The sequence below is a fragment of the Pseudoalteromonas sp. JSTW genome (assembly GCF_013423925.1).
GTDB classification, from domain to species: Bacteria; Pseudomonadota; Gammaproteobacteria; order Enterobacterales; family Alteromonadaceae; genus Pseudoalteromonas; species Pseudoalteromonas lipolytica.
Genome location: NZ_CP058973.1, coordinates 246,372 through 268,048, shown reverse-complemented (window position 1 = coordinate 268,048; position 21,677 = coordinate 246,372). Strand labels below are relative to the sequence as shown.

Sequence of the window (21,677 nt, the reverse complement as noted above, 5' to 3'; positions counted from 1 at the left end):
TCATGGTGCTATTGATTGATGCAATCAATGCTCTACGTGATTTCCTCGACACGGGTGGCCAAGTTCTCTTGGTCATCGGGGTCCTCATCTTCGCGATGTGGTTATTGATACTTGAGCGTTTTATGTATTTCTTTGGTGGCTTTAAACGCTACAAAAAAGACGTAAAAAGCACTTGGAACAATCGAGCAGAGCGTAACAGTTGGAACGCAGAGCAAATTCGCCAGGCGATGATTTCACGCGCTGGCATGCAACTAAATAATAACCTTGCGCTAATCAACGTAATGGTTGCGTTATGTCCACTTTTAGGTCTGTTAGGTACTGTTACCGGCATGATCGAAGTATTTGATGTAATGGCAATCACAGGCACAGGCAGTGCGCGTTCGATGGCGTCAGGGGTGTCTAAAGCCACTATCCCAACAATGGCGGGCATGGTGGGTGCACTTTCAGGGGTGTTTGCATCAACGTATTTACAACGTCGTGCAAAACGCGAAGTGCAATTACTTGAAGACAATATGGTCTTAGACCACTAAATGAATTTTAGGGTGATGTAAAACACCACCCACTAGGAGACAAATAATGAGAGCGCCACTAGGTAACTTATTTCAAGAAGACGATGCAGAAGAAATCAACATGACACCAATGCTAGACGTTGTTTTTATCATGCTTATTTTCTTCATCGTAACAGCATCATTCGTAAAAGAAGCCGGTATTGATGTTAACCGCCCTGAAGCGGCAACCGCTGTGAAAAAAGAGCGTGCCAACATTTTAGTTGCTATTTCAGACAAGGGTGAAATTTGGATTAACAAACGCCAAGTAGATATCCGTGCGGTACAAGCAAATATTGAGCGCTTAAAAGCTGAAAACCCTCAAGGTAGCGTGGTTATTCAAGCTGATAAAAAAGCCACAACCGATGTACTGATTAAAGTTATGGATGCATCGCGAGCTGCAGGCGCATTTGATGTGTCGATTGCTGCGCAAGAAGCATCATAAGGAATGTGAGCGATGCGTTATATAGTTGCATTAATCATCGCTGGTATCGTGACTGTCATGCTGTTTTTAGGCATGCAGGCACTGATCACCGGCGGTGAAGGGGCCATGTCTGAGCCAGTAAAAGGGAACGTGCTTGATTTTGTTCGTCTGAAAAAAGAAGAGACGGTACAAAAGAAAGAGCGCAAACCACAAAAACCACCAACGCCAAAAGAGCCACCACCGCCAATGGAATCACCGCAAATGCAAAACAGTGATCCCAATGCAAGCAATGCAAACTTTGACTTTGGTGCAAGCGTTGAAGCTGACGTTAACTTATCCGGTGGTTTAGCGCTTGAATCAAGCGACGGTGAATACTTACCCATTGTAAAGGTAGCGCCTGTATATCCGCGCCGAGCTTTATCGCGTGGTATCGAAGGTTATGTAATTGTTGAGTTTACAGTAACCAAGCAAGGCACCGTGCGTGACCCTAAAGTGATTAAAGCGGAACCTGAGTCACTGTTTGACCGCGCTGCAATGGATGCTGCACTTAAATTTAAATATAAACCGCGCGTTGTTAACGGTGAAGCCGTTGAAGTAGCGGGCGTACAGAACAAAATTTCTTTCCAGATTAACGGTTAGAGAAGAGGAATGCGATTATGAAACCTTTAAAAGTTGCCGTGATTTGCGCGGCTGCTTTCACAAGCAGCCTTGTAGTACCAAGCGTTGTTAGTATGTTACCAGGGGTAACATTGGCTACAGCTTATGCCGAAGAGCAAAAAACCAAACGCGTACCTGCACTGCGTGAAAAAGTGTATAGCCAATTGGCGCGTGCTCAAAAGCTGGCTGATGATGGTGATGCAAAAGCGGGTCTTGCTGCCTTAGATAGCATAAAAGAGCGTTCATCAAGTATGAACTCGTATGAAATTGCCATGATGCATAATTTCTACGGCTTTATTTACTACAACGAAAACGATCTTGGTAAAGCAATTGCGTCGTTCGAAAAAGTCGTGGCAGAAGAAGAAATCCCTGAAACATTGCGCGTAAGCACCACGTTTAGTTTAGCGCAATTAGCGATGGCAAATAGTGACTACGATAAAGTAATTACGTATTTGGATCAGTGGGAGAAAATCAATGATAAGCCAAAAACAGATGCGTATTACGTATTAAAATCTCAAGCTTATTATCAGCTTAAAGATTATCAAAAAGGCATTGAAAACATTAACCTTGCTATTGCAGAAGCTGAAAGCAAAGGTGAAATGCCAAAAGAAAACTGGCTAATTTTACAACGTGCAATGTACTACTCACTCAATCAATCTGACAAAGTGGTTGAAGTGCTAGAGCGATTAGTGAAGCTATACAATAAACCTGAGTACTGGGTTCAATTAGGTGGTATGTATGGTGAAACAGGCGCAGAGAAAAAGCAGTTAGCAGTGTTAGAAGCCGCGTATCAGCAAGGCTTTTTAAAGTCTAAATCTGATTTACGCCAATTATCACAAGTGTATTTATACAACGGTCTTGCTTATAAAGCGGCGAATGTGATGAGTAAAGCCATGAAAGACGGTGTTGTTGAACAATCTGCTAAAAACTATGCTTTTGTTGCAGAAGCCATGGTGCAAGCAAAAGAAGACGAAAAATCATTGCCGTATTTTGCTAAAGCTGCTGACTTAGTGCCGCACGGTCAGTACGACCAGCGTATCGCAGAGGTGAGCATTAACCTTGAAAAATACGACGAAGCAGCGGATGCAGCCCGTAAAGCACTTGATAAAGGCGGCTTAGAGTTTGAATCGAATGTGTATGTAGCCTTAGGAATGGCACAGTACAACTTACAAAACTTTGATGCCTCTATTTTAGCGTTTGAGCAAGCTGAAAAACACAAAAAGTCACAGCGTTTAGCTGAGCAATGGATCAAGTATGTGAAGCGTGAAAAAGTACACGCCGAAACGTTACGTACCGCATTGCTCTAATTTGTATTCAACAGGCAAGCGTACAAAATAACTTAATTATAATCGCAACACCAAAGCTGCCTTCGGGCGGCTTTTTTCCGTTGTTTAATTTAAGTTAACCCTCTAATTTTAAAGTCAATTACATTGTCATTTTATGTTTATTAAAATGTAACCACTTTGTCATACAGCTCCCGTAAGGTAGTCGCAGTTTAAAACTCAAGTGACCCAAAAGCATTACTTTACAGTGCTTTTTGGTGACTTGAGTTTATGCGCTAACACAATAATTAAATATCTATCTTAACGGAGTGAACAATGAAATTATCTGACTTATTTAAAGTTAGTCTGGTAGCTGCTGCAGTTTCTTTAGCTGGTTGTGGTGGTGATTTAGTCGTTAAAGAAGGCGACACCACTGTAAATGAAGGCGATAACATCACTAATATCATCGATAACGGTGGTGACAATGGTGATAACGGCGGCGATCAGTCAGGCCGTGATGATTCTCAAAATGCGACAACAGGTTTTCCAACTGACATCGAAAATGCCTTAACACAAGGGTTAGCGACAGATGTTTCTTCAGAATTCCCAACGATCACTGATAAGCCTGTTTACCGTTTGAAAGCAGATACTACTTTTACTGCAGATGTAACGTTAACAAATGACGCTCACTGGATTTTAAATGGTCGCACAGCGGTCGGTAACGATCGTGCAGATAATGCTGTTCTTTATATCCAACAAGGTACTACATTAATTGGCGAATCGGGTGATGATTTCTTAGTTGTTCGTCGTGGTTCACAAATCGAATCGGTAGGTACTGTAAGCCAGCCAATTACAATGACTTCGATTCAAGATGTGACTAATGTTGAAACGTCTATCGGTCAGTGGGGTGGTTTAGTTCTTCTTGGTAATGCACCAGCAAACTCATGTGGTGACCAAGAAGGCGAAGCAACGGCAGACGAACTTGCAAACTGTGGTGTTGCAGCAGAAGGTGATGCAGGCCAGTTCGGTGGTAACGTTGCAGATGATAACTCTGGTACATTGAAATACTTAGTTGTTAAACATGCAGGTAAAACACTGGGTAATGGTGACGAATTAAACGGTATTTCATTTGCCGGTGTTGGTTCTGCAACTACTGTTAATTTCATTCAAGTACACGAAAACTTAGATGATGGTATTGAGTTCTTTGGTGGTACAGTAAACGTAAGCAACGTGGTACTTACAAGCATTGGTGATGACTCACTAGATTGGTCATTTGGTTGGACTGGTACTGCGAAAAACGTATACATTCAACAAGCTGCGAACTTAGGTGACAACGCGATTGAAGCGGATAACTCTGAGTTTGATTCAGACGCTACACCACTGACTAACCCTACAATTGAAAACGTGACAATCGTGGGTGCTGAAGGTAACAATGGTATTCGTCTACGTGCAGGTACTGCAGGTATGCTTAAAAACGTTTTCATTACAGGCCCTGCAACGTATGAAAACTGTTTACGTGTTGGTTCTGATTCAGTTCCTCGCGCTGAAGATGGTTCACTCACTATCACTAACTCTATTGTTGCTTGTCAAACACCTGCTAATAACTTCGGTAGTGAAACCATTAATGGTGGTACTGTAAAAGCATGGTTTGAAGGCCAAGATGGTAACCAAACTCTAACACCCGCTGATTTAATGCTAGATGATAATGGTTATATGCCTTTAGCTGGTTCACCATTATTAGCAAATGGTCAAATCGGTGCATTTAGCGCAACAAACAACTGGATGGAAGGTTGGACTGTTGCTATCAATGGTGGCTTCCCAACTGATATCGAAAATGCAATGGCGCAAGGTCTTGCGACAGACGTTTCATCTGAATTCCCACAAATCACTGACAAGCCTGTCTATCGTTTAGCTGAAGATACAACATTCACAGCAGATGTAACATTAACAAATGATGCTCACTGGATCTTAAACGGTCGTACAGCAGTGGGTGGTGACCGTACTGATAGCGCAACATTATATGTTCAAGCAGGTACTACATTAATCGGTGAAACAGGTGATGACTTCTTAGTTGTTCGCCGTGGTTCGCAAATTAACGCTAATGGTAATGCAACAGCACCAATCACTATGACATCTATCCAAGATATGACAGGTGCAGAAACAGGCATCGGTCAATGGGGTGGTTTAGTATTACTTGGTAATGCACCGGCTAACTCATGTGGTGATCAACAAGGCGAAACAACAGCTGAAGAGCTCGCAAACTGTGGTGTTGCAGCTGAAGGTGATGCAGGTCAATTTGGTGGTAACGATGCAGAAGACAACTCGGGTGTTATCCGTTATGTTGTTGTTAAACACGCAGGTAAAACATTAGGTAACGGCGATGAGCTAAATGGTATTTCATTCGCGGGTGTTGGTTCTAAAACAAAAGTTGAATATATCCAAGTTCACCAAAACCTTGATGATGGTATCGAGTTCTTCGGTGGTACTGTAAACGTTCGTAACGTTGTACTAACTGATATTGGTGATGACGCGTTTGACTGGTCATTTGGTTGGACAGGTCGTGCACAAAACGTATATATCCAACAATCATCAGTTGAAGGTGACAATGCAATCGAAGCTGATAACTCAGAATTCGATTCAAACGCTACACCACTAACTAAGCCATTACTTTCAAACGTAACGATTGTTGGTGCTGACGGTAAAAATGGTGTTCGTCTTCGCGCAGGTACAGCGGGTGTTATCCGTAACATGGTTATCACAGGCCCAGAAGGTTACAAAAATTGTTTACGTGTAGGTTCTGACTCTGTTGCAAATGCTGAGTCTGGTGAGCTTTCTATCGAAAACTCAGTGGTAGCATGTAGTGCAGAGAATAACTTCGGTACTGAAGCAATTGGTTCTGGTAATGTTCAATCTTGGTTCGAAGGTCAAACAGGTAACCAAACACTTACTGCAGCGACACTAAACCTTGCTACAGATGGTTTCACACCTAAATCTAGCTCGCCGCTATTAGGTGCAGGTGTTGATGCGTCAGAGCTTGACCCATTCTTCACTAAAACAAGCTATATTGGTGCATTTGACGGTGACAATAACTGGATGGACGGTTGGACAGTTGCTGTTAACCCTAGCTTTCCAGCAGATATCACAAATGCAATGGAGCAAGGTCTAGCGACTGATGTTTCAGCAAGCTTCCCACAAATTACCGATAAGCCAGTTTATCAGCTAGCACAAGATGTTGTTTTCACATCTGACGTAACTCTAACTAACGATGCTCACTGGATCCTTAAAGGCCGCACAGCAGTGGGTGGTGACCGCACTGATAGCGCAACACTTTATGTTCAATTTGGTACAACGCTAATCGGTGAAAGCGGTGATGACTTCTTAGTTGTTCGTCGTGACTCTAAGATTGAAGCGGTAGGTACTGCAACTCAACCAATCGTGATGACATCAATCCAAGATATGACAGGCGCTGAAACAGGCATTGGTCAATGGGGTGGTGTGGTACTTCTTGGTAACGCACCAGCTAACTCTTGTGGTGACCAAGTGGGTGAAACAACAGCCGATGAACTAGCAAACTGTGGTGTTGCTGCAGAAGGTGATGCTGGTCAATTCGGTGGTAACCAACCAGAAGATAACTCAGGTACACTTAAGTATGTTGTTGTAAAACAAGCAGGTAAAACACTAGGTAACGGTGATGAGCTTAACGGTATTTCACTTGCAGGTGTTGGAAGCCAAACTGAACTTGATTATATCCACGTTCACGAAAACCTTGATGACGGTGTTGAGTTCTTCGGTGGTACTGCAAGCATCAGCCACTTAGTACTGACAAACATCGGTGATGACTCGCTAGATTGGTCATTCGGTTGGACTGGTAATGCACAATACGTATTGATCAAGCAGTCTTCTTCAGAAGGTGATAATGCAATTGAAGCTGATAACTCAGAGTTTGACTCAAATGCATCACCTTTAACTACACCTACTATCTCTAACGTAACTATCATCGGTGCAGATGGTGTGAACGGTATCCGTTTACGTGCAGGTACTGCGGGTATGCTGAAAAACGTAGTAGTAACAGGTGGTGAAGGTTATAAAAACTGCTTACGAGTGGGTGCAGATTCAGCTCCTCGCGCTGAAGATGGTTCACTAACAATCAGCCACTCAGTAGTTGCATGTACAGCAGATAATAACTTCTCAAGCCAAGCGATTGGTTCGGGTAATGTTCAATCTTGGTTCGAAGGCCAAGAAGGTAACTCTATCATGGACGCAGCTATGTTAGGTCTTAGCGACAACGGTTATCAACCAAGTGCAGAATCAGCACTACTTGGTAGTGGTTTCGATTCTTCAAGCCTAAATAGCTTCTTCGATAAAGTAGATTACATCGGTGCAATGGACGCGCAAACAGACTGGACAGCAGGTTGGGTAAAAGTAGGTCTTAACTAAGCCCTTCTAATCCATGGTCGGGGGAATACCCCGGCCAGCTTCTAGTTTTGTTTTCGGAGTATAATAATGAAATCTTTTACCCCCTCTAAACTTGTGCGTTCAAAGATAAATCATGCAGTGCTTGCAGCATTAGTAGGCTTATCGATGAATACTGCCTACGCAGCGGATGAAGCACAAGAAATTGAAGAAGTGGTTGCTGTAGGACAGCGTTTAAAAGGGAGTGCTGGCGCGGTTCTTCAAGAGCGTCAAAATCAAGCGTTTGTTGCTGATATCATGGGTGCAGAGCAAATCTCTCGTACTGGTGATGGCGATGCTGCATCGGCACTTCGTCGTGTAACAGGTTTGACACTGGTTGATGGCAAGTTCATTTATGTTCGTGGTTTAGGTGAGCGATATTCGAGTACTCAGCTCAATAGTATGTATGTGCCAAGTCCAGATCCAACTCGCTCAGTTGTACCGCTTGACTTATTCCCATCAGATATTATTGAAAGTTTAAGCGTTCAAAAATCGTTTTCACCCGATATGCCTGCGCATTTTGGTGGTGGTAACGTAAATATTAGAACAAAATCAATCCCGACTGATTTTTTGTTTAAAGTCGACATTGGTACTTCTTACAACACCAATAACAGTGATACGGGCTACTTTTATGAAGGTGGCGATGATGACTGGATGGGCCGTGATGATGGAACTCGTGCGTTACCTACTGAAATAATTAATGCCTTTTATGGCACTGGCCTAGAAGGTGATATCAATACAGCATTGGCTGAGCGCCAAGCATTGATGTCGTCACTTGATTGGAATATTTCGGCAACAGAAAAAGACGTTGATCCTGAAATGAGCTTTTCAGTTTCGCTAGGCGATCGCTTTGAAAGTGAAATGGGTACATTTGGTGTACTTGCCGCTGTTTCTTACGAAAATGAGTGGGAAGTAGCACAAGAAAAAAGTGGTACTAACCTTGGCAGCTTAGGTTGTGAAGACAAGTGTTTTGCTCAGTATTACGATGGCACATCAACGGAGCAAAATGTGCGTTGGAGTGGTACATTCAATATTGGTTATGAGTTTAATTCAAACCATAAAATTGAGATGACAAACATTGCACTGCATGACATGCGTGACCGCGTTCGTAATCGTAATTTCTATGATGCCAACGAAACTGAAGAAGGTGTTCGTGACCTTCGTCGCGTTGATGTTGTGTACGAAGAGCGTGAAATGTTCTCTAGCCAATTAAAAGGCACACACAACTTTATCGACTTTAACAACTTGTTTGTTGATTGGTATGCCGGTACGAGCCGTGCAAACCGTGATGCACCAGGTGGTGTAGACGCTGTTTTCCAACGTAACTATGACGATGGTTCGTTTGTTTCTGAGCAATTACAAGATGTTTCAGCTACTAACGTAACCCGTGAATTCCAAGTTCTTCATGACGAAGTTGATACTTGGGGTTGGAACATGGGTATGCCATTTTATGGTGAAGGCTATGAGCTTGAACTAAAAGTGGGTGGCGATTTCTCAGAGAAAACACGTACTGCAAATAATACGACATTTGGTATTACGCACCGTGGTATTGCTGATGATTTTACCTATGGCTCACGTTTGGATGAAATTTTTGCTTACGATAACATCAACAATGATGCTTTTTACGCAAGTTCAACCGGTTCTGGCATTTTTGATGACAGAACAACAGACGGTGATAAATACAGTGCGGCGCATAAGTTAGATGCTTATTACTTTATGGCTGATTATTTCATCAATAATACTTGGCGTATTACTGGTGGTGTTCGCTGGGAAGACTTTGCCCAAGTATCGGTTCCATTTAAGGCTCACAGTAATTTATTTGATGCGACAACAGAAGAGCTAGCTGAAGTAGCGATCAAAGAAGATGATTTTTATCCATCTTTAGCTGTGACTTATATTATGGATGAAGAAATGCAATTTCGTTTAAATCTAAGCGAAACAACCATTCGTCCAGATATGCGTGATGTAAGCTCAACGTTCTTCGTTGATCCGTTAACGGAATTCCTAGTTCGTGGTTCACCGACATTACAAAGCTCAAAACTTAAAAATGCTGATTTCCGTTTTGAATGGTATATGGCATCGGGTAATAACTTATCAGTTGCATTGTTCTACAAAGACATTACAAACCCTATCGAAATGGTAGAGCTTGCAGGTGTAGGTGGTGCTGCGCCACAACTATTAACTGCAAACGCTGAATCGGGTGAGTTAACGGGTATTGAAGTTGATTTCTTGACTGATTTTAGTTTTATCAGTGCCGATTGGTCGAGTGTGTTCTTGTCGGGTAACGTTACGCTATCTGACTCAAGTGTGAAACTAGGTATTGATGATTCTGACGGCGTTGATTCGTTGTTTGAGCAGCAATTAAAAGATGCACTTGATGCTGATACCGTGTCTAACATTGTCACTAATGATGAGCGCCGTTTAGTAGGGCATTCTGAGTGGGTAGCAAACTTGCAGATGGGTTATGACTCTGCTGATGGTTTCCACTCGACATCACTAGTATATAACGTGTTTGGTCCGCGTATTATTGTACCGGGTACTCGCGGTAATGAAGATGCAGAAGAGAAGCCATTCCATTCGCTTGATTTAGTTTATTCTTACTTCCCGAACTTTAACACGAAAGTGAAGTTCAAAATTGAAAACATCCTTGGTCAAGATAAAGAAATTGAGCAAGAAGGTTTATCACTTTGGAAGAAAGAAGAAGGCACTAAGTTTAGCTTAGGCTTCAGCTACGAGTTTTAACTAAACTCCCCAAGGAAGGATACAATAATAAATCCTAACATTGATTTAGCCCTGCAATAGCAGGGCTTTTTTGTATCCGTATTGAGTAAACAGCATTGCATGTTATGGTAGAGCTTAGTTGTCATAACAGGGATTAAGAATGAGCCTACGATTAATTTTAAATGGTAAAAAAGCAGGCAATGAGCAATTACGCGAAGCTGTCTCTAAATTTCGACAAACAACCCCGTTAGAGGTTCGAGTAACCTATGAAGGAGGCGATGTTGAGCGACTGATTAACGAGGCAAATAAAGAGGGCGTAAAACGGGTTATTGTTGCTGGTGGTGACGGCACGGTCAACGAAGCTGTGAACGCCTTAATGAAAATTGAGCATTCTCAAAGACCAGCACTTGCCATACTCCCAATGGGGACGGCAAATGACTTTGCTTGCTCTGCAAACATTCCGACTGAATACTTGTCGGCGCTCACGTTGGCTTTTGAGGGACATACTCAAGAAGTGGATGTTGTTGAAGTCGATAAACGATTTTTTATTAATGTTGCCAGTGCAGGCTTTGGGGCAAAAATTACCGCCACCACACCGCCAGCACTTAAAAACTTGCTTGGCGGCGGTGCATATACACTCGCTGGGCTTGTTCAAGCGCTGAGCTTTGTTCCTTACAGTGGTCAACTTTCTTTGCCCGATGGTCAGCACAGTTCCGGTGAGATCATTGCCGCTGCCGTGTGTAATGGCCGACAAGCCGGTGGCGGGCAGTTGCTTGCACCTGATGCGTATATTAATGATGGCATGGTTGATCTTGTTGCTTTCACCTCATTTGCAATTTCAGATGTGCCTGCGGTTATCGAAGAGTTAAGCAACTACCCCAATTCTTCACAAAAGTGGGTGAAACGCTATCAAGTGCCTTGGCTTGAATGGCAAACACAAACTGAAATGCCAATTAACCTCGATGGCGAGCCAATTACCTCAAAACAACAAACATTTAAAGTCTGTGCTAATGCAGTAAACCTTGTATTGCCAACAGACTGTCCATTAATTAAATAAAATAATATGAAATAATTTTAAGTTCCATTATCTGCGCTGGTTTTGTGTCATTCACAATGCTAGATTAGCTCTGTAAAAATTAAACTCTTACGCAATGGATTTTAATTTTTAACAGCTTAGGTACTTGGAATGAATCAAACAGTGGAACAAACAATGAAAAAAGTAGGATTAGTCGGTTGGCGGGGCATGGTTGGCTCTGTGTTATTGGATCGTATGCAGCAAGAAAATGATTTTTCTAAGATCGACACGACTTTTTTCACCACCTCACAAACCGGTCAATTAGGCCCTGATATTGCGGGCCCAGCAAAACCACTTCTTGATGCAAACGACATTACTGCGCTTTCGCAAATGGATATTATCGTTACCTGCCAAGGCGGCGATTACACAAAAGCCGTTTACCCGCAGTTACGCGAGTCTGGTTGGCAAGGTTATTGGATTGATGCTGCGTCGGCACTGCGTATGAGTGACGACAGTATTATCGTGCTTGACCCTGTAAACAAAGATGTGATTGAACAAGGGTTAGAGCAGGGGGTTAAAACCTATGTTGGCGGCAACTGCACTGTATCACTTATGTTACTCGCGCTTGGTGGATTATTTGAACAAGACTTGATTGAATGGGTCAGCCCAATGACATATCAAGCGGCTTCAGGCGCCGGTGCTCGCAACATGAAAGAGTTAATTGCACAAATGGGCGCAATTCACGAAACGGTTGCTGACAAACTGGCTGATCCTAATGCCGCTATTCTTGAAATTGACAAATTAGTCACCGAAAAAATTGCATCAAGCGATTTACCACAAGACCAATTTGGCGTGCCTTTAGCGGGTAGCCTTATCCCTTGGATTGATGTGCCAATGCCAAGCGGTCAAAGTAAAGAAGAGTGGAAAGCGCAAGTCGAAGCCAATAAAATTTTGGGCACCAGCAAGCAGCCTGTCCCGGTTGATGGCTTGTGTGTTCGCATTGGCGCAATGCGTTGTCACTCACAAGCAATGACCATTAAGCTACGCAAAGATATCAGCGTGGAGAAAGTGGAAGAGATTCTGGCTTCTCACAATGAATGGGTCAAGGTTATTCCAAACGACCGAGACATTACAGCAACAGACCTAACACCTGTTAAAGTGACTGGCACGTTGTCTATTCCGGTAGGCCGTATTCGTAAATTAGCTATGGGCCCAGAATATATCAGTGCATTTACGGTTGGTGACCAACTGTTATGGGGTGCTGCTGAACCACTTCGTCGTATGCTACGCATAATTGTTGATGGCTAAAATTAAGTGGTAATAGTTAAATCTGGCTGGCACTTTGCTGGCCTTTTTAAGCAATAAAGGAAAGTAATGCACACACCCAGCAAGTGGAAAATGACACCGGAGCGAGTCTCACAATTTATAAAAACCTATAGCTTTGCGCTGATGGTAGACAGTGAATTTGAAGCCACACATTTGCCTTTAGTATACAAAGCTGATGAGGGGGAATTGGGTACCTTGTATGGTCATGTATCACGGGCAAATCGTCATGGTAAGGGCTTAGATATAACCCGCGTATTAGTGGTTTTTAGTGGTCCGCATAGCTATATATCTCCAACCTGGTATGCAGAAAAACCCGCTGTGTCGACGTGGAACTATGCTGCGGTCCATGTTCAAGGTGAGGTTGAATATCTTGATAATGAGAATACCTTAGCCTGCTTAGATGAGTTAATTAGCCAGTATGAGCCGAGTATTTTACACGATACCGACTTGCTACCTGCTGATTACCAAGCAAAACTACTGCGCGGTATTGTCGGAATTAAAATTAATGTTCAGTCAATACAAGCAAAAGAAAAACTTGGCCAACACAAGTTAGCAGCGGATCAACAAGGTGTTGTTGCAGGGTTACAAGCTGATACACACCCAGATGCACAGGCTTTATTGCGCTATATGCTTAAACACGAAATTGGAATAGGCAGCTAATTTGCATCCTGCAAAAGCTGCCAATTGGTTGGAAGGTCATTAGCGTTTGGTTTGTTAAATATTTGTTTCATTACTAGAGGTAAAGCTAGTCTACAATGTATATCTGTCAACCTATTGTCATATCATAAATAAATTAAAGACTTGAACGACTTGCCTACCCAACTTTGTGCCTAATAAATTTCCAACTATTTATTTGCTCAATTGCAACCACCTCACTATATTTTCGTAAGTACTTAGTTGGAAGTCTACAATGAACATCTCAAAAAAATTAAAACTCTCCTTTGCATCAGCAATTGCACTTCCCTTAATCATTATTTCTCTATTAGTTATTACTGAAACCCGCCAACAGGCGCTAGACAACTTTGCTCAATTGAGTGTGCGTGAAGCGCGGCAAGTAGATAACGGTATCAGTTTATTTTTCGCTGAAATTGAAAAAAATGTTGATTACTTGGCGTCTCATTCTGCGACTTTAAATGCAAAAACCGACGTAATGACGCATATGCAATCATCAAATCCAGTCAAGCTAGATCACCAGAATGGCAGTTTGGTAGAGCAAACAGTGTTTAACTTGTTTGATCACTTTGCTACAACGCACCCCGGCCTTGCATATATTTATATGGGGAACGAGCAAGGTGGTTATGTTCAATGGCCAGCAAGTGAAGTACCCGCTAATTACGATCCGAGAGTAAGGCCTTGGTACAAAACTGCAAAAGCCGCTAACGGTGAAACATTAAGAACGCATGCCTATTATTGGGCTGCTGATGACATGGTAATAGTGTCAACTGTTAAGGCTATCAAAGAAAATGGCAACTTAATTGGTGTACAAGGCATGGATGTTTCACTGCAAGGTCTAACAGATATTATTGCGAACATTAAATTGGGTGAAACAGGCTACTTAATGCTGATAGAAGACAGCGGCAATGTTTTGGTCGATGTCAAAAATGCGGATTATCGTTTTAAACAGCTAAACGAAATCAATGGCGGTAAATACCGGGAGCTTGCTAACAACGATCGCGGCCAGTTTGAAATTGAAATAAATGGCAAAGATTATTTAGCAAATATTTACACTTCGCAAAAGCTTGGTTGGAAGTTCGTTGCTTTAGTCGAAAAATCTGAAGTAATGAGCGCAGCTAACACAATCACAATTACTATACTTGTTATTAGTACGGTGCTGATTGCTGTGTTTATTCTAGTGGCAAGTTATATTTCTAAACTTATTTCAGCCCCCATTGTTGAAGTGAGTGATGGATTGACAGAAATATCACAAGGCGGCGGTGATTTAACGAAGCGGCTTGTTATTAAAACGCGAGATGAAACAGCAAAATTAGCGAATAGCTTTAATTTGTTTTTGAATTTAATTTCAGAGTTAGTGACGCAAATAAATGATTGTTCTCAAAATGTGAGTGAAACATCAGCGAACACTTCGTCACAAGCCTCACAACTATCTGATTCTACATCACAGCAACAACAAGCTCTTGAAATGGCAGCGACTGCAATTAATGAAATGGCTGCGACAGCCAATGAGGTCTCCGCAAGTTGTGCGAATGCAGCAGAGCTTGCAACGCAAACACAGCATGCTTCTGAGCTTGGACAAAATGTCATTTCAGAAACTGTAGAGAGTGTTGTGTCGCTTTCTACTGTGATAACAAAAGCGACTCAAGATATCACTCAGCTTGATGCTGAAAGTGAAAATATCATGTCGATTCTCAGTGTCATAAGAGGCATTGCTGAGCAAACAAACTTATTAGCACTGAATGCTGCAATAGAGGCTGCTCGAGCGGGCGATCACGGTCGTGGATTTGCTGTGGTTGCTGATGAGGTTCGTGCGCTGTCGCAAAGAACGTCTGAGTCAACGGAGGAAATAGCAACCCAACTTAGTACGCTTCGCAAAATGTCTGACCAAGTATCTAAAGAAATGGCTGCAAGTTTAAACCGCACTCATAAAACTGTTGAGCTTGCACATTCTGCGCAACAGCAGTTTAGCGAGATCACATCGTCTATTGTCAATATTAGTGACCTTAACACACAAATAGCGACTGCAGCCGAGGAGCAGCAGCATGTAGCAGAAGACATAAACCGCAATGTTGTCGAAATTAAAAATGCGGCAGACGATGTAAGTGACATTGCACAGAGTGCGCGTCAAAATGGTGAAAGACTTAATCAGCTGTCTCATTTACTTACAGACTTAGTGGGTAAATTTAAGGTATGAGGTGCAACAGCCTAATGTTGTCTTTTCTGATTCATCTCGGGGTTTAGTAGGTAGTTACACTTACTCTGTTTCCATTTTATTACTTTTTATTGATTTGGTAATACATAAAGGCTAATTTGAGGTTTAGACTGTAAAGCGTATAAGTTAAATATGACGAGAAAAACACTAAAATCAGCTCAAAATAATCAAGCACTCTATATTATTTGTTTAATGCTTTTTCTCGTTGTTGCTTTTCACCTTCTGGTTAGTTATCTGCAAGTCAGCTATCAAAAGGAGTTTTCGCAATCTTTGTTATCAAAAGCAGAAGACATATCAAGCGATTTAGGCTCTTCTATCCAAGAGGCTTCAGCATTATCTCCTCTTGAGTGTGATGCTCAGACAATCAATAAGTTGCGCATTATTCTTTCTAAACATGAATTTACGCATGACTTAGGTTTGATTTTTAATAATAAAGTTAATTGCTCAGCAAATTGGGGACTTCTTGCTGATTCAACGCCACTTGACGGTGTTTTGTATCATTCTCCATCGGGCTACTATTTTGCTTCTCAAGTTGCGAATATTTTTCCTGTTGCAGCGAAATATGACATTACAAATAAAGGGAGTGTAATTGCTTTTACAATTAATGCCCCTTTTAAAAACTTTGATCAATTAAATAAAAATTTTTCATATAAAATTATTTCAAAGAATAGAAAATACACCTTTCATAACTATGCGGCACACTACCAGTTTAAAACAGATACACTGCTTAAACCGCAAGTGGTAGAAACTTGTAGCACTCAATTCCAATACTGCATTGAGACATACAATAACCGGCCTGGTTTACTGTATTTCCCTTTTTACATTTCTGCTCTATTAATCGGTTTAATTGGGTTTATTAGCTTTTTAATTGCTTATTCAATTTGTTCATACTTAGATAAAAGCCACTCAATGGAATTTAGGTTTCGTAAAGCCATTGAAAACGAAGAATTATATTTGGAGTATCAGCCAATACTCGAGCTAAAAAGTAACAAAATTATTGGTGTAGAAAGTTTGATAAGGTGGAAAGATTCTGTTTACGGTAATGTTTCGCCAGAGCTTTTTTTAGGTATTGCAGAGCAGCTAAGTTTGTATCCAACTCTTGCGTATAACTCGGTCAAAAAAGCGCTTAATGAACTTTCTCCTGTTTTACGTGCTGATTCTGATTTCAGCGTGGCAATCAACATTAACGCTTATGAAATTCAAACAAAAGAGTATTTAGATTATTTATATGATTTATGCACTGAAAATAAAATAAAACCACAGCAAATCAAAATTGAAATCACCGAGCGAATAGAGCTTCCATTGGACGAATTGTCATGTTTTGCTTCAAAAGCTAAAACATACGGCTTCTCTATTTCTCTTGATGATTTTGGAACAGGAGTTTCAAACCTAGTGTGGTTAACCGAAATCAATTTTGATGTGATCAAAATAGACAAGGTTTTCACTCAATCAATATCTGATGAGTTGAAGCAAGAAATGTTGTTAGCCATTATGTCATTAATAACAAACCTAAACCGCACTGTTATTTTTGAGGGGGTTGAGACAGTTGAAGAATATAACTTTATTAAAAATTACAATGACGACTATCAGGTTCAAGGTCAAGGTTGGTACTTTTACAAGTCGTTGCCTTTAACTGAGTTATTGCATGTATTAGGCCAGCAAGGTGGCGATTAAAATACATATAATCATCATTGCCCTTGTTGGTTATCACTTATGGCGGCTGCACGGCCCTTTTTGTATAAACAAAAATAGAACGTTTATTCAGTTTTAAATGGCAAGGGGAAACCCTTTGAGCGCTGCATGATGCTTTACAGTATGACTCACAGCTGTCCACTCGAATATGCAAGCTGTGAGCTTATCAGTTATTTAATACGTTATTCACGCTTATCTTTTGCTTATTTAGTTATTCGGAATATGCTGGCATAACGAAATCTAATTAATCAGAAGTAGCAAATGAAGCTTAATCAAGTCACGTTACCAGTAAAAAATATGAATGAGGCGGTGGCTTTTTATTTAACTCTTGGTTTTATTCAAATTGTAGATACACCTCACTATGCGCGTTTTAAATGTACCAATGGAGACGCGACATTTTCGCTGTCGTTAGAAAGCGGGGACTTTAAGAGTCATGCTGTTATCTATTTTGAAGAAGAACATCTTGATGCTCTTTACACGAGCCTTGTTAAAAAGGGGATTACTTTTGAACAACCGCCAACAGCGCAGCGCTACTTATGGACAGAAGCTATTTTGAAAGACCCTTCAGGTAACAAAATCAAACTGTATTGGGCAGGTGAAAACCGCTTGAATCCACCATGGAAAGTGGAAAAACGTGGATAAAATAAAGGCGCTAGGTTTTGTACTCTAGCGCCTCATAACTAAAAACTGTTAAATAAAAAAGTTATTTTCTTTCTTTAAGTAATTGTTTTAGCTCTGCCATTTCAGCTTGTAATTGAACAATTTGGCCTTTTGTAGCGGGCATGTCATCGTCGCTCGTTTGTTCTTCACGTGCATTACGATGCTCTTCAGACATAACTTCTAAAATGGCACCGACCATCATATTTAAGAATACGAATGCAGTTAAGAATATAAACGTTAAGTAGAAAATCCAGCTTAGTTTATACACCGCCATGGTTTCATACATTACGTCGGTCCAGTCTTCAAAGGTGGCAATACGAAATAGAGTTAGCATTGAAATTGACACATCGCCCCACAAAACAGGGTTAATATCGGCAAATAACATGCTACCCATTGCGGCATATATGTAGAAGATAACGAACATTAACAAGGCGATATAGCCCATTTGCGGTATGGCTTTTAATAGCGAATTAACCAACAATCGCAGCTCTGGGATCATCGACACTAATCGTAATACGCGGAAAATACGTAACAGCCTTGCGATGAAAATAGTTGACCCCGCAGCAGGGTAAAGGCTTCCGACGACGATGATAAAATCGAAAATATTCCAGCCTTTTCTAAAAAAGTCCTTTATGCCACGGCTGGCAATAAAGCGGATCACAAGCTCAATCAGAAAGAAGACAGTGATCCCCATGTCCATCCAGTGCAAGGCAATTTCTGCGGTTGGATGTAACGAGTACGTGTGCGCGCCAACAGTTAACGCCGAAATAACAATGACCGCGATAACAAATGATTGAAAAATTTTACTTTTATCGATACGCTGAAACAGCTCTTGTAACTGCGACAACATCATAGATGACCCTTTGATAATAAGATTTTAAACCCACGCAATATACAGTAAAACACAGTGCCAATGTATAACTTAAGAAAGGAAATTTAATGTTTTTTAACGCTTTAAAGTTTGTGGCTTTAGCAGCCTTACTCGTTATGCTGAGTGCATGTAGCTCTGATGCACGGTATCACGAAATTCAATCGGCCCGTTTAAATGAATGCAATTACTTAGCAGATAAAGAGTATCACGAGTGTGTAAAACGCCAAGAAGACAGTTACGAAGAATTTAAAAAACAACAAGTTGAAAATGACTAAAACCGAAAAACGCCTTGATAAAGCCATTCGTGTTGCGTTAACTCACGCGTGTGAGCAAGCTAAAGAGACAGTCAGTGAGTTTTTATGGCTAACTCATACCGCTGACTTAAAAAAACTGCCTCAATCACTTAAAATAAAGTGTTTTTTCAATACGTTGCCAATTAACGAAAATCAAAAGCAACTGATAGTAAACTTAATTATTGATGAACTTAATACGATAGATATAACTATAAACGCGAAGGCAATTTCATTTTTAAAGGAATAAATATGTTTTTGAATTTAACGGCGAAGCACATGTTATCTTTGAATTCAGCACTGTCTGTGTTGTTTTTAGGCGTGGGTGTTTATGGCATACTGTCTGACGACGCGTTGCCGTTTCCATCATTTAGCGCTTTTGTTGCTGCCGTTTTTTTTGCTCTGCAAGCCGTTCGCTCAACAGATAAATTTGCTGCAAAAACCGCACTGAGTAACACGCTAATTGCAACAAATACTCACCTTAAAGTAACGCAGTTTTATTACAGCTCGAAAGAGCAGTTGCTTGAATTAAACCGAATTACTGAGTTTAAAGTCGCCGATAATTACTTAGCGGTCATTCTGGATAGAAATGGTCAAGGCTATGATTTTCAAATTAAAGGAAAATCAGACGCTATAATCGAAAGACTTAACGATATCATTCCCCATCAAGCGCTTAAAAACACGTCAATCACACGGGTTTAGTTTGGTAACTGCGCCACAAATAGCTATAATCGGCAAAAATTAATGAAAGAGACTTTGCTATGGCAGTGCCTACGCGTTCACAAATTTCTATTGGTTGTGAAGTGAATATTGTATTAAAGCAAGATCAACGAACAGGTCAGTTAACCCAAGGTGTGGTGTCACGTATTTTGACAAAATCACCTAACCATCCACACGGCATAAAAGTGCAGTTAGACGATGGTCAAGTAGGTCGTGTAAAAGAGATTTTATCATGAGTGTGTTAACAGAAGCTGAGTTTTGGCAGTTAGTTACCGCAGAAGATAAAACCGCGGAGCCTGAGTCTGTATGTAATGCATTAAAAGCAAAGCTAACTGACTTATCTGATGAACAGCTGATGGAATTTGATAAGCAGTTTAGTCTTCGCATGCGTAAAGCCTACACGTGGGATTTGTTCGGTGCTGCCTTTGTAATGGCAGGTTGTAACGACGATTACGGATTTTCAGAGTTTTTATGTTGGCTGATTTCACGTGGCGAGCAGGTATTTATAAATGCCCTTGAAAACCCGGATTCAATCGCTGACTGTACACCGGTTTATCATTTAAATGAGCAACCTTACCCTTATTTAGATGAGTATGATCTTATCGCAGGTATGCTGTACGAAGAGCGAAATGATGATGAACTGCCGTTTATTCCGTCGGGGCTTGAACAGCCAAAAGGCAAGCGCTTTAAAGATAAAGCTAAGTTTTTAAAACAAACCTACCCAAATCTATACGCCAAATACTGGCAACAACCAAATTAATATAAAGCACCGTTCAGGTGCTTTTTAATACTTCTTATTTTAATGTTTCAAAGGTCACTTGCTTTTACTCCAACGCTTCAATAAGTTATTAAGTATTCGTAATAAAGAGATTGTTACTGTGCGACAAGAGTTTATTGAGCTGAAAAAGTATTTAGTTGAGAAACGAGTTAGCACCGGTGCGTACGCTATTGGTACTTTGCCAAAGTTTGAAGGATATTGTATTTACGATGCTAAAACCCACTTTGAGGTTTTTTACTTTGAAAGAGGCTTAAAGTTTCAGCAAAAAACATTTATCGATGTTGAAGATGCTGTGGCATATTTTAAGGCAGAGTTAGTTTTAGACCCATTTTCGAAACGTTAATTAAATACCGTGCCTGCGGTAAAAGCTAAGAGCGAATAGCTAGTTGTAATTTTTTAGTACCTAAATAACCTAAATTTATGTTATGTTATTCGCGCTGAGTCTCGCTTAGTTAATGATTATAAATCAGCAGGGTAACCGTCGTGTTAGTTTGCTAAAACACAATTCAAAGGAAATGACAGTGTCAGAAAATGTTTATCAAGCCCCAGAATCGAACCTTGTTTCAACCTCTACAGAATCAACAACGTTAAGCATAAAAGAAATTTTATTCTCTTTTAGTGGTCGAATTCCGCGTAAAACGTATTGGTATGCGTTCTTAGGAGTAGTGGCTGCTACGTTTGTGATTATGTTTATTGCTGCACTACTTTCTGGTGCTAGTGAATCGGCCGTAATGGTTATTTCGTTCATTATGTACATTCCCCTAATGTGGGTTTCACTAGCGATTCAAGTAAAACGTTGGCATGACCGTAATAAGTCAGGTTGGTGGGTCTTAATTGGTTTTATTCCGTTGATTGGACCAATTTGGGCACTCATTGAGAATGGCTTTTTAGCTGGTGATGAAACAGAAAACCGTTTTGGTAAGCCAACTGTTTTATAAGTCTTTGCAGTGTGCTCTAATGGCTAGAGCACACATAATTCAGCCTTCACGATGAGCCATTTAACGACACTTCAAATTGCCCGCTTTATTATCAGCTTTAGTTGGTTTTACCATGGGTTGTTTCCAAAACTTGTGCATATTTCGCCTCTTGAGCAGCAGATGACAGGCAGTTTTGGTTTTAATCCTGAAATTTCAAATTTGATTACACGTGCAGCAGGTGTTGGTGAAATCATCTTTGCTGTGCTTTTTTTTATTTTCTATCGCTCTATTTTAATCAATGTATTAAACATATTGACGCTAATTGGCTTAATGTTATTTGTTGCCATTTTACAGCCCTCGCTTTTAATTGAAGCCTTTAATCCGGTAACCACAAACCTCGCAATTATCGCGTTTAGTGTTGTATTAATAAATGAGCTTAAAGGTACTCAACGTCAGTAAT

General features: G+C 40.9%; 21 protein-coding genes. 20 read left to right on the top strand and 1 reads right to left on the bottom strand.

Annotated elements, in window-relative coordinates:
- Positions 1 to 2: 2 nt before the first annotated feature.
- The 12 genes from GZH31_RS17520 (at position 3) to GZH31_RS17465 (ending at position 17,623) form a co-directional block, all read left to right on the top strand.
- On the top strand, positions 3 to 530 hold the full coding sequence (locus tag GZH31_RS17520) for a MotA/TolQ/ExbB proton channel family protein (RefSeq protein ID WP_065979084.1): 528 nt from the start codon (positions 3 to 5) through the stop codon (positions 528 to 530).
- Positions 531 to 576: 46 nt separating this feature from the next.
- A complete protein-coding gene (locus GZH31_RS17515) occupies positions 577 to 990 on the top strand; it encodes a biopolymer transporter ExbD (RefSeq protein WP_063707380.1) in 414 nt (137 codons plus the stop codon).
- A 12-nt stretch (positions 991 to 1,002) separates the two neighbouring features.
- Positions 1,003 to 1,608 carry an energy transducer TonB gene (locus tag GZH31_RS17510; protein ID WP_065979085.1) on the top strand — a complete coding sequence of 202 codons (606 nt, stop codon included), beginning with the start codon at positions 1,003 to 1,005 and terminating at the stop codon, positions 1,606 to 1,608.
- 17 nt (positions 1,609 to 1,625) lie between these two features.
- The gene (locus GZH31_RS17505) at positions 1,626 to 2,933 is read left to right on the top strand and encodes a lipopolysaccharide assembly protein LapB (protein WP_075593297.1); all 1,308 of its coding nucleotides are present in this window, start codon (positions 1,626 to 1,628) and stop codon (positions 2,931 to 2,933) included.
- Positions 2,934 to 3,224: 291 nt separating this feature from the next.
- Entirely contained in the window at positions 3,225 to 7,325 is a 4,101-nt protein-coding gene (locus GZH31_RS17500; RefSeq protein ID WP_118844916.1) for a hypothetical protein, read from the top strand.
- 66 nt (positions 7,326 to 7,391) lie between these two features.
- A complete protein-coding gene (locus GZH31_RS17495) occupies positions 7,392 to 10,082 on the top strand; it encodes a TonB-dependent receptor plug domain-containing protein (protein WP_180311867.1) in 2,691 nt (896 codons plus the stop codon).
- 139 nt (positions 10,083 to 10,221) lie between these two features.
- Positions 10,222 to 11,118, top strand: a complete 897-nt coding sequence (gene yegS, locus GZH31_RS17490) for a lipid kinase YegS (RefSeq protein ID WP_180311866.1) — start codon at positions 10,222 to 10,224, stop codon at positions 11,116 to 11,118.
- Positions 11,119 to 11,247: 129 nt separating this feature from the next.
- The gene (gene asd / locus GZH31_RS17485; RefSeq protein ID WP_180311865.1) at positions 11,248 to 12,384 is read left to right on the top strand and encodes an aspartate-semialdehyde dehydrogenase; all 1,137 of its coding nucleotides are present in this window, start codon (positions 11,248 to 11,250) and stop codon (positions 12,382 to 12,384) included.
- Between the two features lie 66 nt (positions 12,385 to 12,450).
- A complete protein-coding gene (locus GZH31_RS17480) occupies positions 12,451 to 13,062 on the top strand; it encodes an FMN-binding negative transcriptional regulator (RefSeq protein WP_118844919.1) in 612 nt (203 codons plus the stop codon).
- Positions 13,063 to 13,312: 250 nt separating this feature from the next.
- Complete coding sequence (locus GZH31_RS17475; protein WP_118844920.1) at positions 13,313 to 15,271, top strand: methyl-accepting chemotaxis protein; 1,959 nt, start codon at positions 13,313 to 13,315, stop codon at positions 15,269 to 15,271.
- Between the two features lie 150 nt (positions 15,272 to 15,421).
- Complete coding sequence (locus GZH31_RS17470; protein WP_118844921.1) at positions 15,422 to 16,963, top strand: EAL domain-containing protein; 1,542 nt, start codon at positions 15,422 to 15,424, stop codon at positions 16,961 to 16,963.
- Positions 16,964 to 17,242: 279 nt separating this feature from the next.
- On the top strand, positions 17,243 to 17,623 hold the full coding sequence (locus tag GZH31_RS17465; protein WP_118844922.1) for a VOC family protein: 381 nt from the start codon (positions 17,243 to 17,245) through the stop codon (positions 17,621 to 17,623).
- Between the two features lie 61 nt (positions 17,624 to 17,684).
- Here the strand turns inward: GZH31_RS17465 and GZH31_RS17460 are convergent, their stop codons facing one another.
- Positions 17,685 to 18,491, bottom strand: coding sequence for an ion transporter (locus tag GZH31_RS17460; RefSeq protein WP_180311914.1), 807 nt, complete (start codon positions 18,489 to 18,491; stop codon positions 17,685 to 17,687).
- An 89-nt stretch (positions 18,492 to 18,580) separates the two neighbouring features.
- Here GZH31_RS17460 and GZH31_RS17455 point away from each other — a divergent pair, with 89 nt between their 5' ends.
- The 8 genes from GZH31_RS17455 to GZH31_RS17420 all read left to right on the top strand — a co-directional run bounded on the left by GZH31_RS17455 (position 18,581) and on the right by GZH31_RS17420 (position 21,676).
- Positions 18,581 to 18,787, top strand: coding sequence for a hypothetical protein (locus GZH31_RS17455; protein ID WP_118844924.1), 207 nt, complete (start codon positions 18,581 to 18,583; stop codon positions 18,785 to 18,787).
- The gene (locus GZH31_RS17450; RefSeq protein WP_036971841.1) at positions 18,780 to 19,052 is read left to right on the top strand and encodes a hypothetical protein; all 273 of its coding nucleotides are present in this window, start codon (positions 18,780 to 18,782) and stop codon (positions 19,050 to 19,052) included. The genes GZH31_RS17455 and GZH31_RS17450 overlap by 8 nt, the downstream gene beginning before the upstream one ends.
- Positions 19,053 to 19,054: 2 nt before the next feature.
- On the top strand, positions 19,055 to 19,504 hold the full coding sequence (locus tag GZH31_RS17445) for a hypothetical protein (protein ID WP_065979093.1): 450 nt from the start codon (positions 19,055 to 19,057) through the stop codon (positions 19,502 to 19,504).
- Positions 19,505 to 19,563: 59 nt separating this feature from the next.
- On the top strand, positions 19,564 to 19,758 hold the full coding sequence (locus tag GZH31_RS17440) for a YwbE family protein (RefSeq protein WP_036971837.1): 195 nt from the start codon (positions 19,564 to 19,566) through the stop codon (positions 19,756 to 19,758).
- Entirely contained in the window at positions 19,755 to 20,282 is a 528-nt protein-coding gene (locus GZH31_RS17435) for a DUF4240 domain-containing protein (protein ID WP_065979094.1), read from the top strand. Before GZH31_RS17440 ends, GZH31_RS17435 begins: the two co-directional genes overlap by 4 nt.
- A 58-nt stretch (positions 20,283 to 20,340) precedes the next feature.
- Positions 20,341 to 20,643 (top strand): hypothetical protein, encoded by a 303-nt coding sequence (locus GZH31_RS17430; protein WP_118844925.1) that lies wholly within the window; start codon positions 20,341 to 20,343, stop codon positions 20,641 to 20,643.
- A gap of 178 nt (positions 20,644 to 20,821) precedes the next feature.
- On the top strand, positions 20,822 to 21,238 hold the full coding sequence (locus tag GZH31_RS17425) for a DUF805 domain-containing protein (RefSeq protein WP_220469631.1): 417 nt from the start codon (positions 20,822 to 20,824) through the stop codon (positions 21,236 to 21,238).
- A gap of 51 nt (positions 21,239 to 21,289) precedes the next feature.
- On the top strand, positions 21,290 to 21,676 hold the full coding sequence (locus GZH31_RS17420; protein WP_118844927.1) for a DoxX-like family protein: 387 nt from the start codon (positions 21,290 to 21,292) through the stop codon (positions 21,674 to 21,676).
- The last annotated feature ends 1 nt before the right edge of the window (position 21,677 follow it).

What these genes read in the sequence shown, in the direction of transcription:
- GZH31_RS17420 (WP_118844927.1), top strand. Translation starts at nt 21,290, where the DNA reads ATGAGCCATTTAACGACACTTCAAATTGCCCGCTTTATTATCAGCTTT.
- GZH31_RS17465 (WP_118844922.1), top strand. Translation starts at nt 17,243, where the DNA reads ATGAAGCTTAATCAAGTCACGTTACCAGTAAAAAATATGAATGAGGCG.
- GZH31_RS17445 (WP_065979093.1), top strand. Translation starts at nt 19,055, where the DNA reads ATGTTTTTGAATTTAACGGCGAAGCACATGTTATCTTTGAATTCAGCA.
- GZH31_RS17520 (WP_065979084.1), top strand. Translation starts at nt 3, where the DNA reads ATGGTGCTATTGATTGATGCAATCAATGCTCTACGTGATTTCCTCGAC.
- GZH31_RS17515 (WP_063707380.1), top strand. Translation starts at nt 577, where the DNA reads ATGAGAGCGCCACTAGGTAACTTATTTCAAGAAGACGATGCAGAAGAA.
- GZH31_RS17510 (WP_065979085.1), top strand. Translation starts at nt 1,003, where the DNA reads ATGCGTTATATAGTTGCATTAATCATCGCTGGTATCGTGACTGTCATG.
- yegS (WP_180311866.1), top strand. Translation starts at nt 10,222, where the DNA reads ATGAGCCTACGATTAATTTTAAATGGTAAAAAAGCAGGCAATGAGCAA.
- GZH31_RS17480 (WP_118844919.1), top strand. Translation starts at nt 12,451, where the DNA reads ATGCACACACCCAGCAAGTGGAAAATGACACCGGAGCGAGTCTCACAA.
- GZH31_RS17470 (WP_118844921.1), top strand. Translation starts at nt 15,422, where the DNA reads ATGACGAGAAAAACACTAAAATCAGCTCAAAATAATCAAGCACTCTAT.
- GZH31_RS17435 (WP_065979094.1), top strand. Translation starts at nt 19,755, where the DNA reads ATGAGTGTGTTAACAGAAGCTGAGTTTTGGCAGTTAGTTACCGCAGAA.
- GZH31_RS17440 (WP_036971837.1), top strand. Translation starts at nt 19,564, where the DNA reads ATGGCAGTGCCTACGCGTTCACAAATTTCTATTGGTTGTGAAGTGAAT.
- GZH31_RS17505 (WP_075593297.1), top strand. Translation starts at nt 1,626, where the DNA reads ATGAAACCTTTAAAAGTTGCCGTGATTTGCGCGGCTGCTTTCACAAGC.
- asd (WP_180311865.1), top strand. Translation starts at nt 11,248, where the DNA reads ATGAATCAAACAGTGGAACAAACAATGAAAAAAGTAGGATTAGTCGGT.
- GZH31_RS17455 (WP_118844924.1), top strand. Translation starts at nt 18,581, where the DNA reads ATGTTTTTTAACGCTTTAAAGTTTGTGGCTTTAGCAGCCTTACTCGTT.
- GZH31_RS17450 (WP_036971841.1), top strand. Translation starts at nt 18,780, where the DNA reads ATGACTAAAACCGAAAAACGCCTTGATAAAGCCATTCGTGTTGCGTTA.
- GZH31_RS17460 (WP_180311914.1), bottom strand. Translation starts at nt 18,491, where the DNA reads ATGTTGTCGCAGTTACAAGAGCTGTTTCAGCGTATCGATAAAAGTAAA.
- GZH31_RS17475 (WP_118844920.1), top strand. Translation starts at nt 13,313, where the DNA reads ATGAACATCTCAAAAAAATTAAAACTCTCCTTTGCATCAGCAATTGCA.
- GZH31_RS17500 (WP_118844916.1), top strand. Translation starts at nt 3,225, where the DNA reads ATGAAATTATCTGACTTATTTAAAGTTAGTCTGGTAGCTGCTGCAGTT.
- GZH31_RS17495 (WP_180311867.1), top strand. Translation starts at nt 7,392, where the DNA reads ATGAAATCTTTTACCCCCTCTAAACTTGTGCGTTCAAAGATAAATCAT.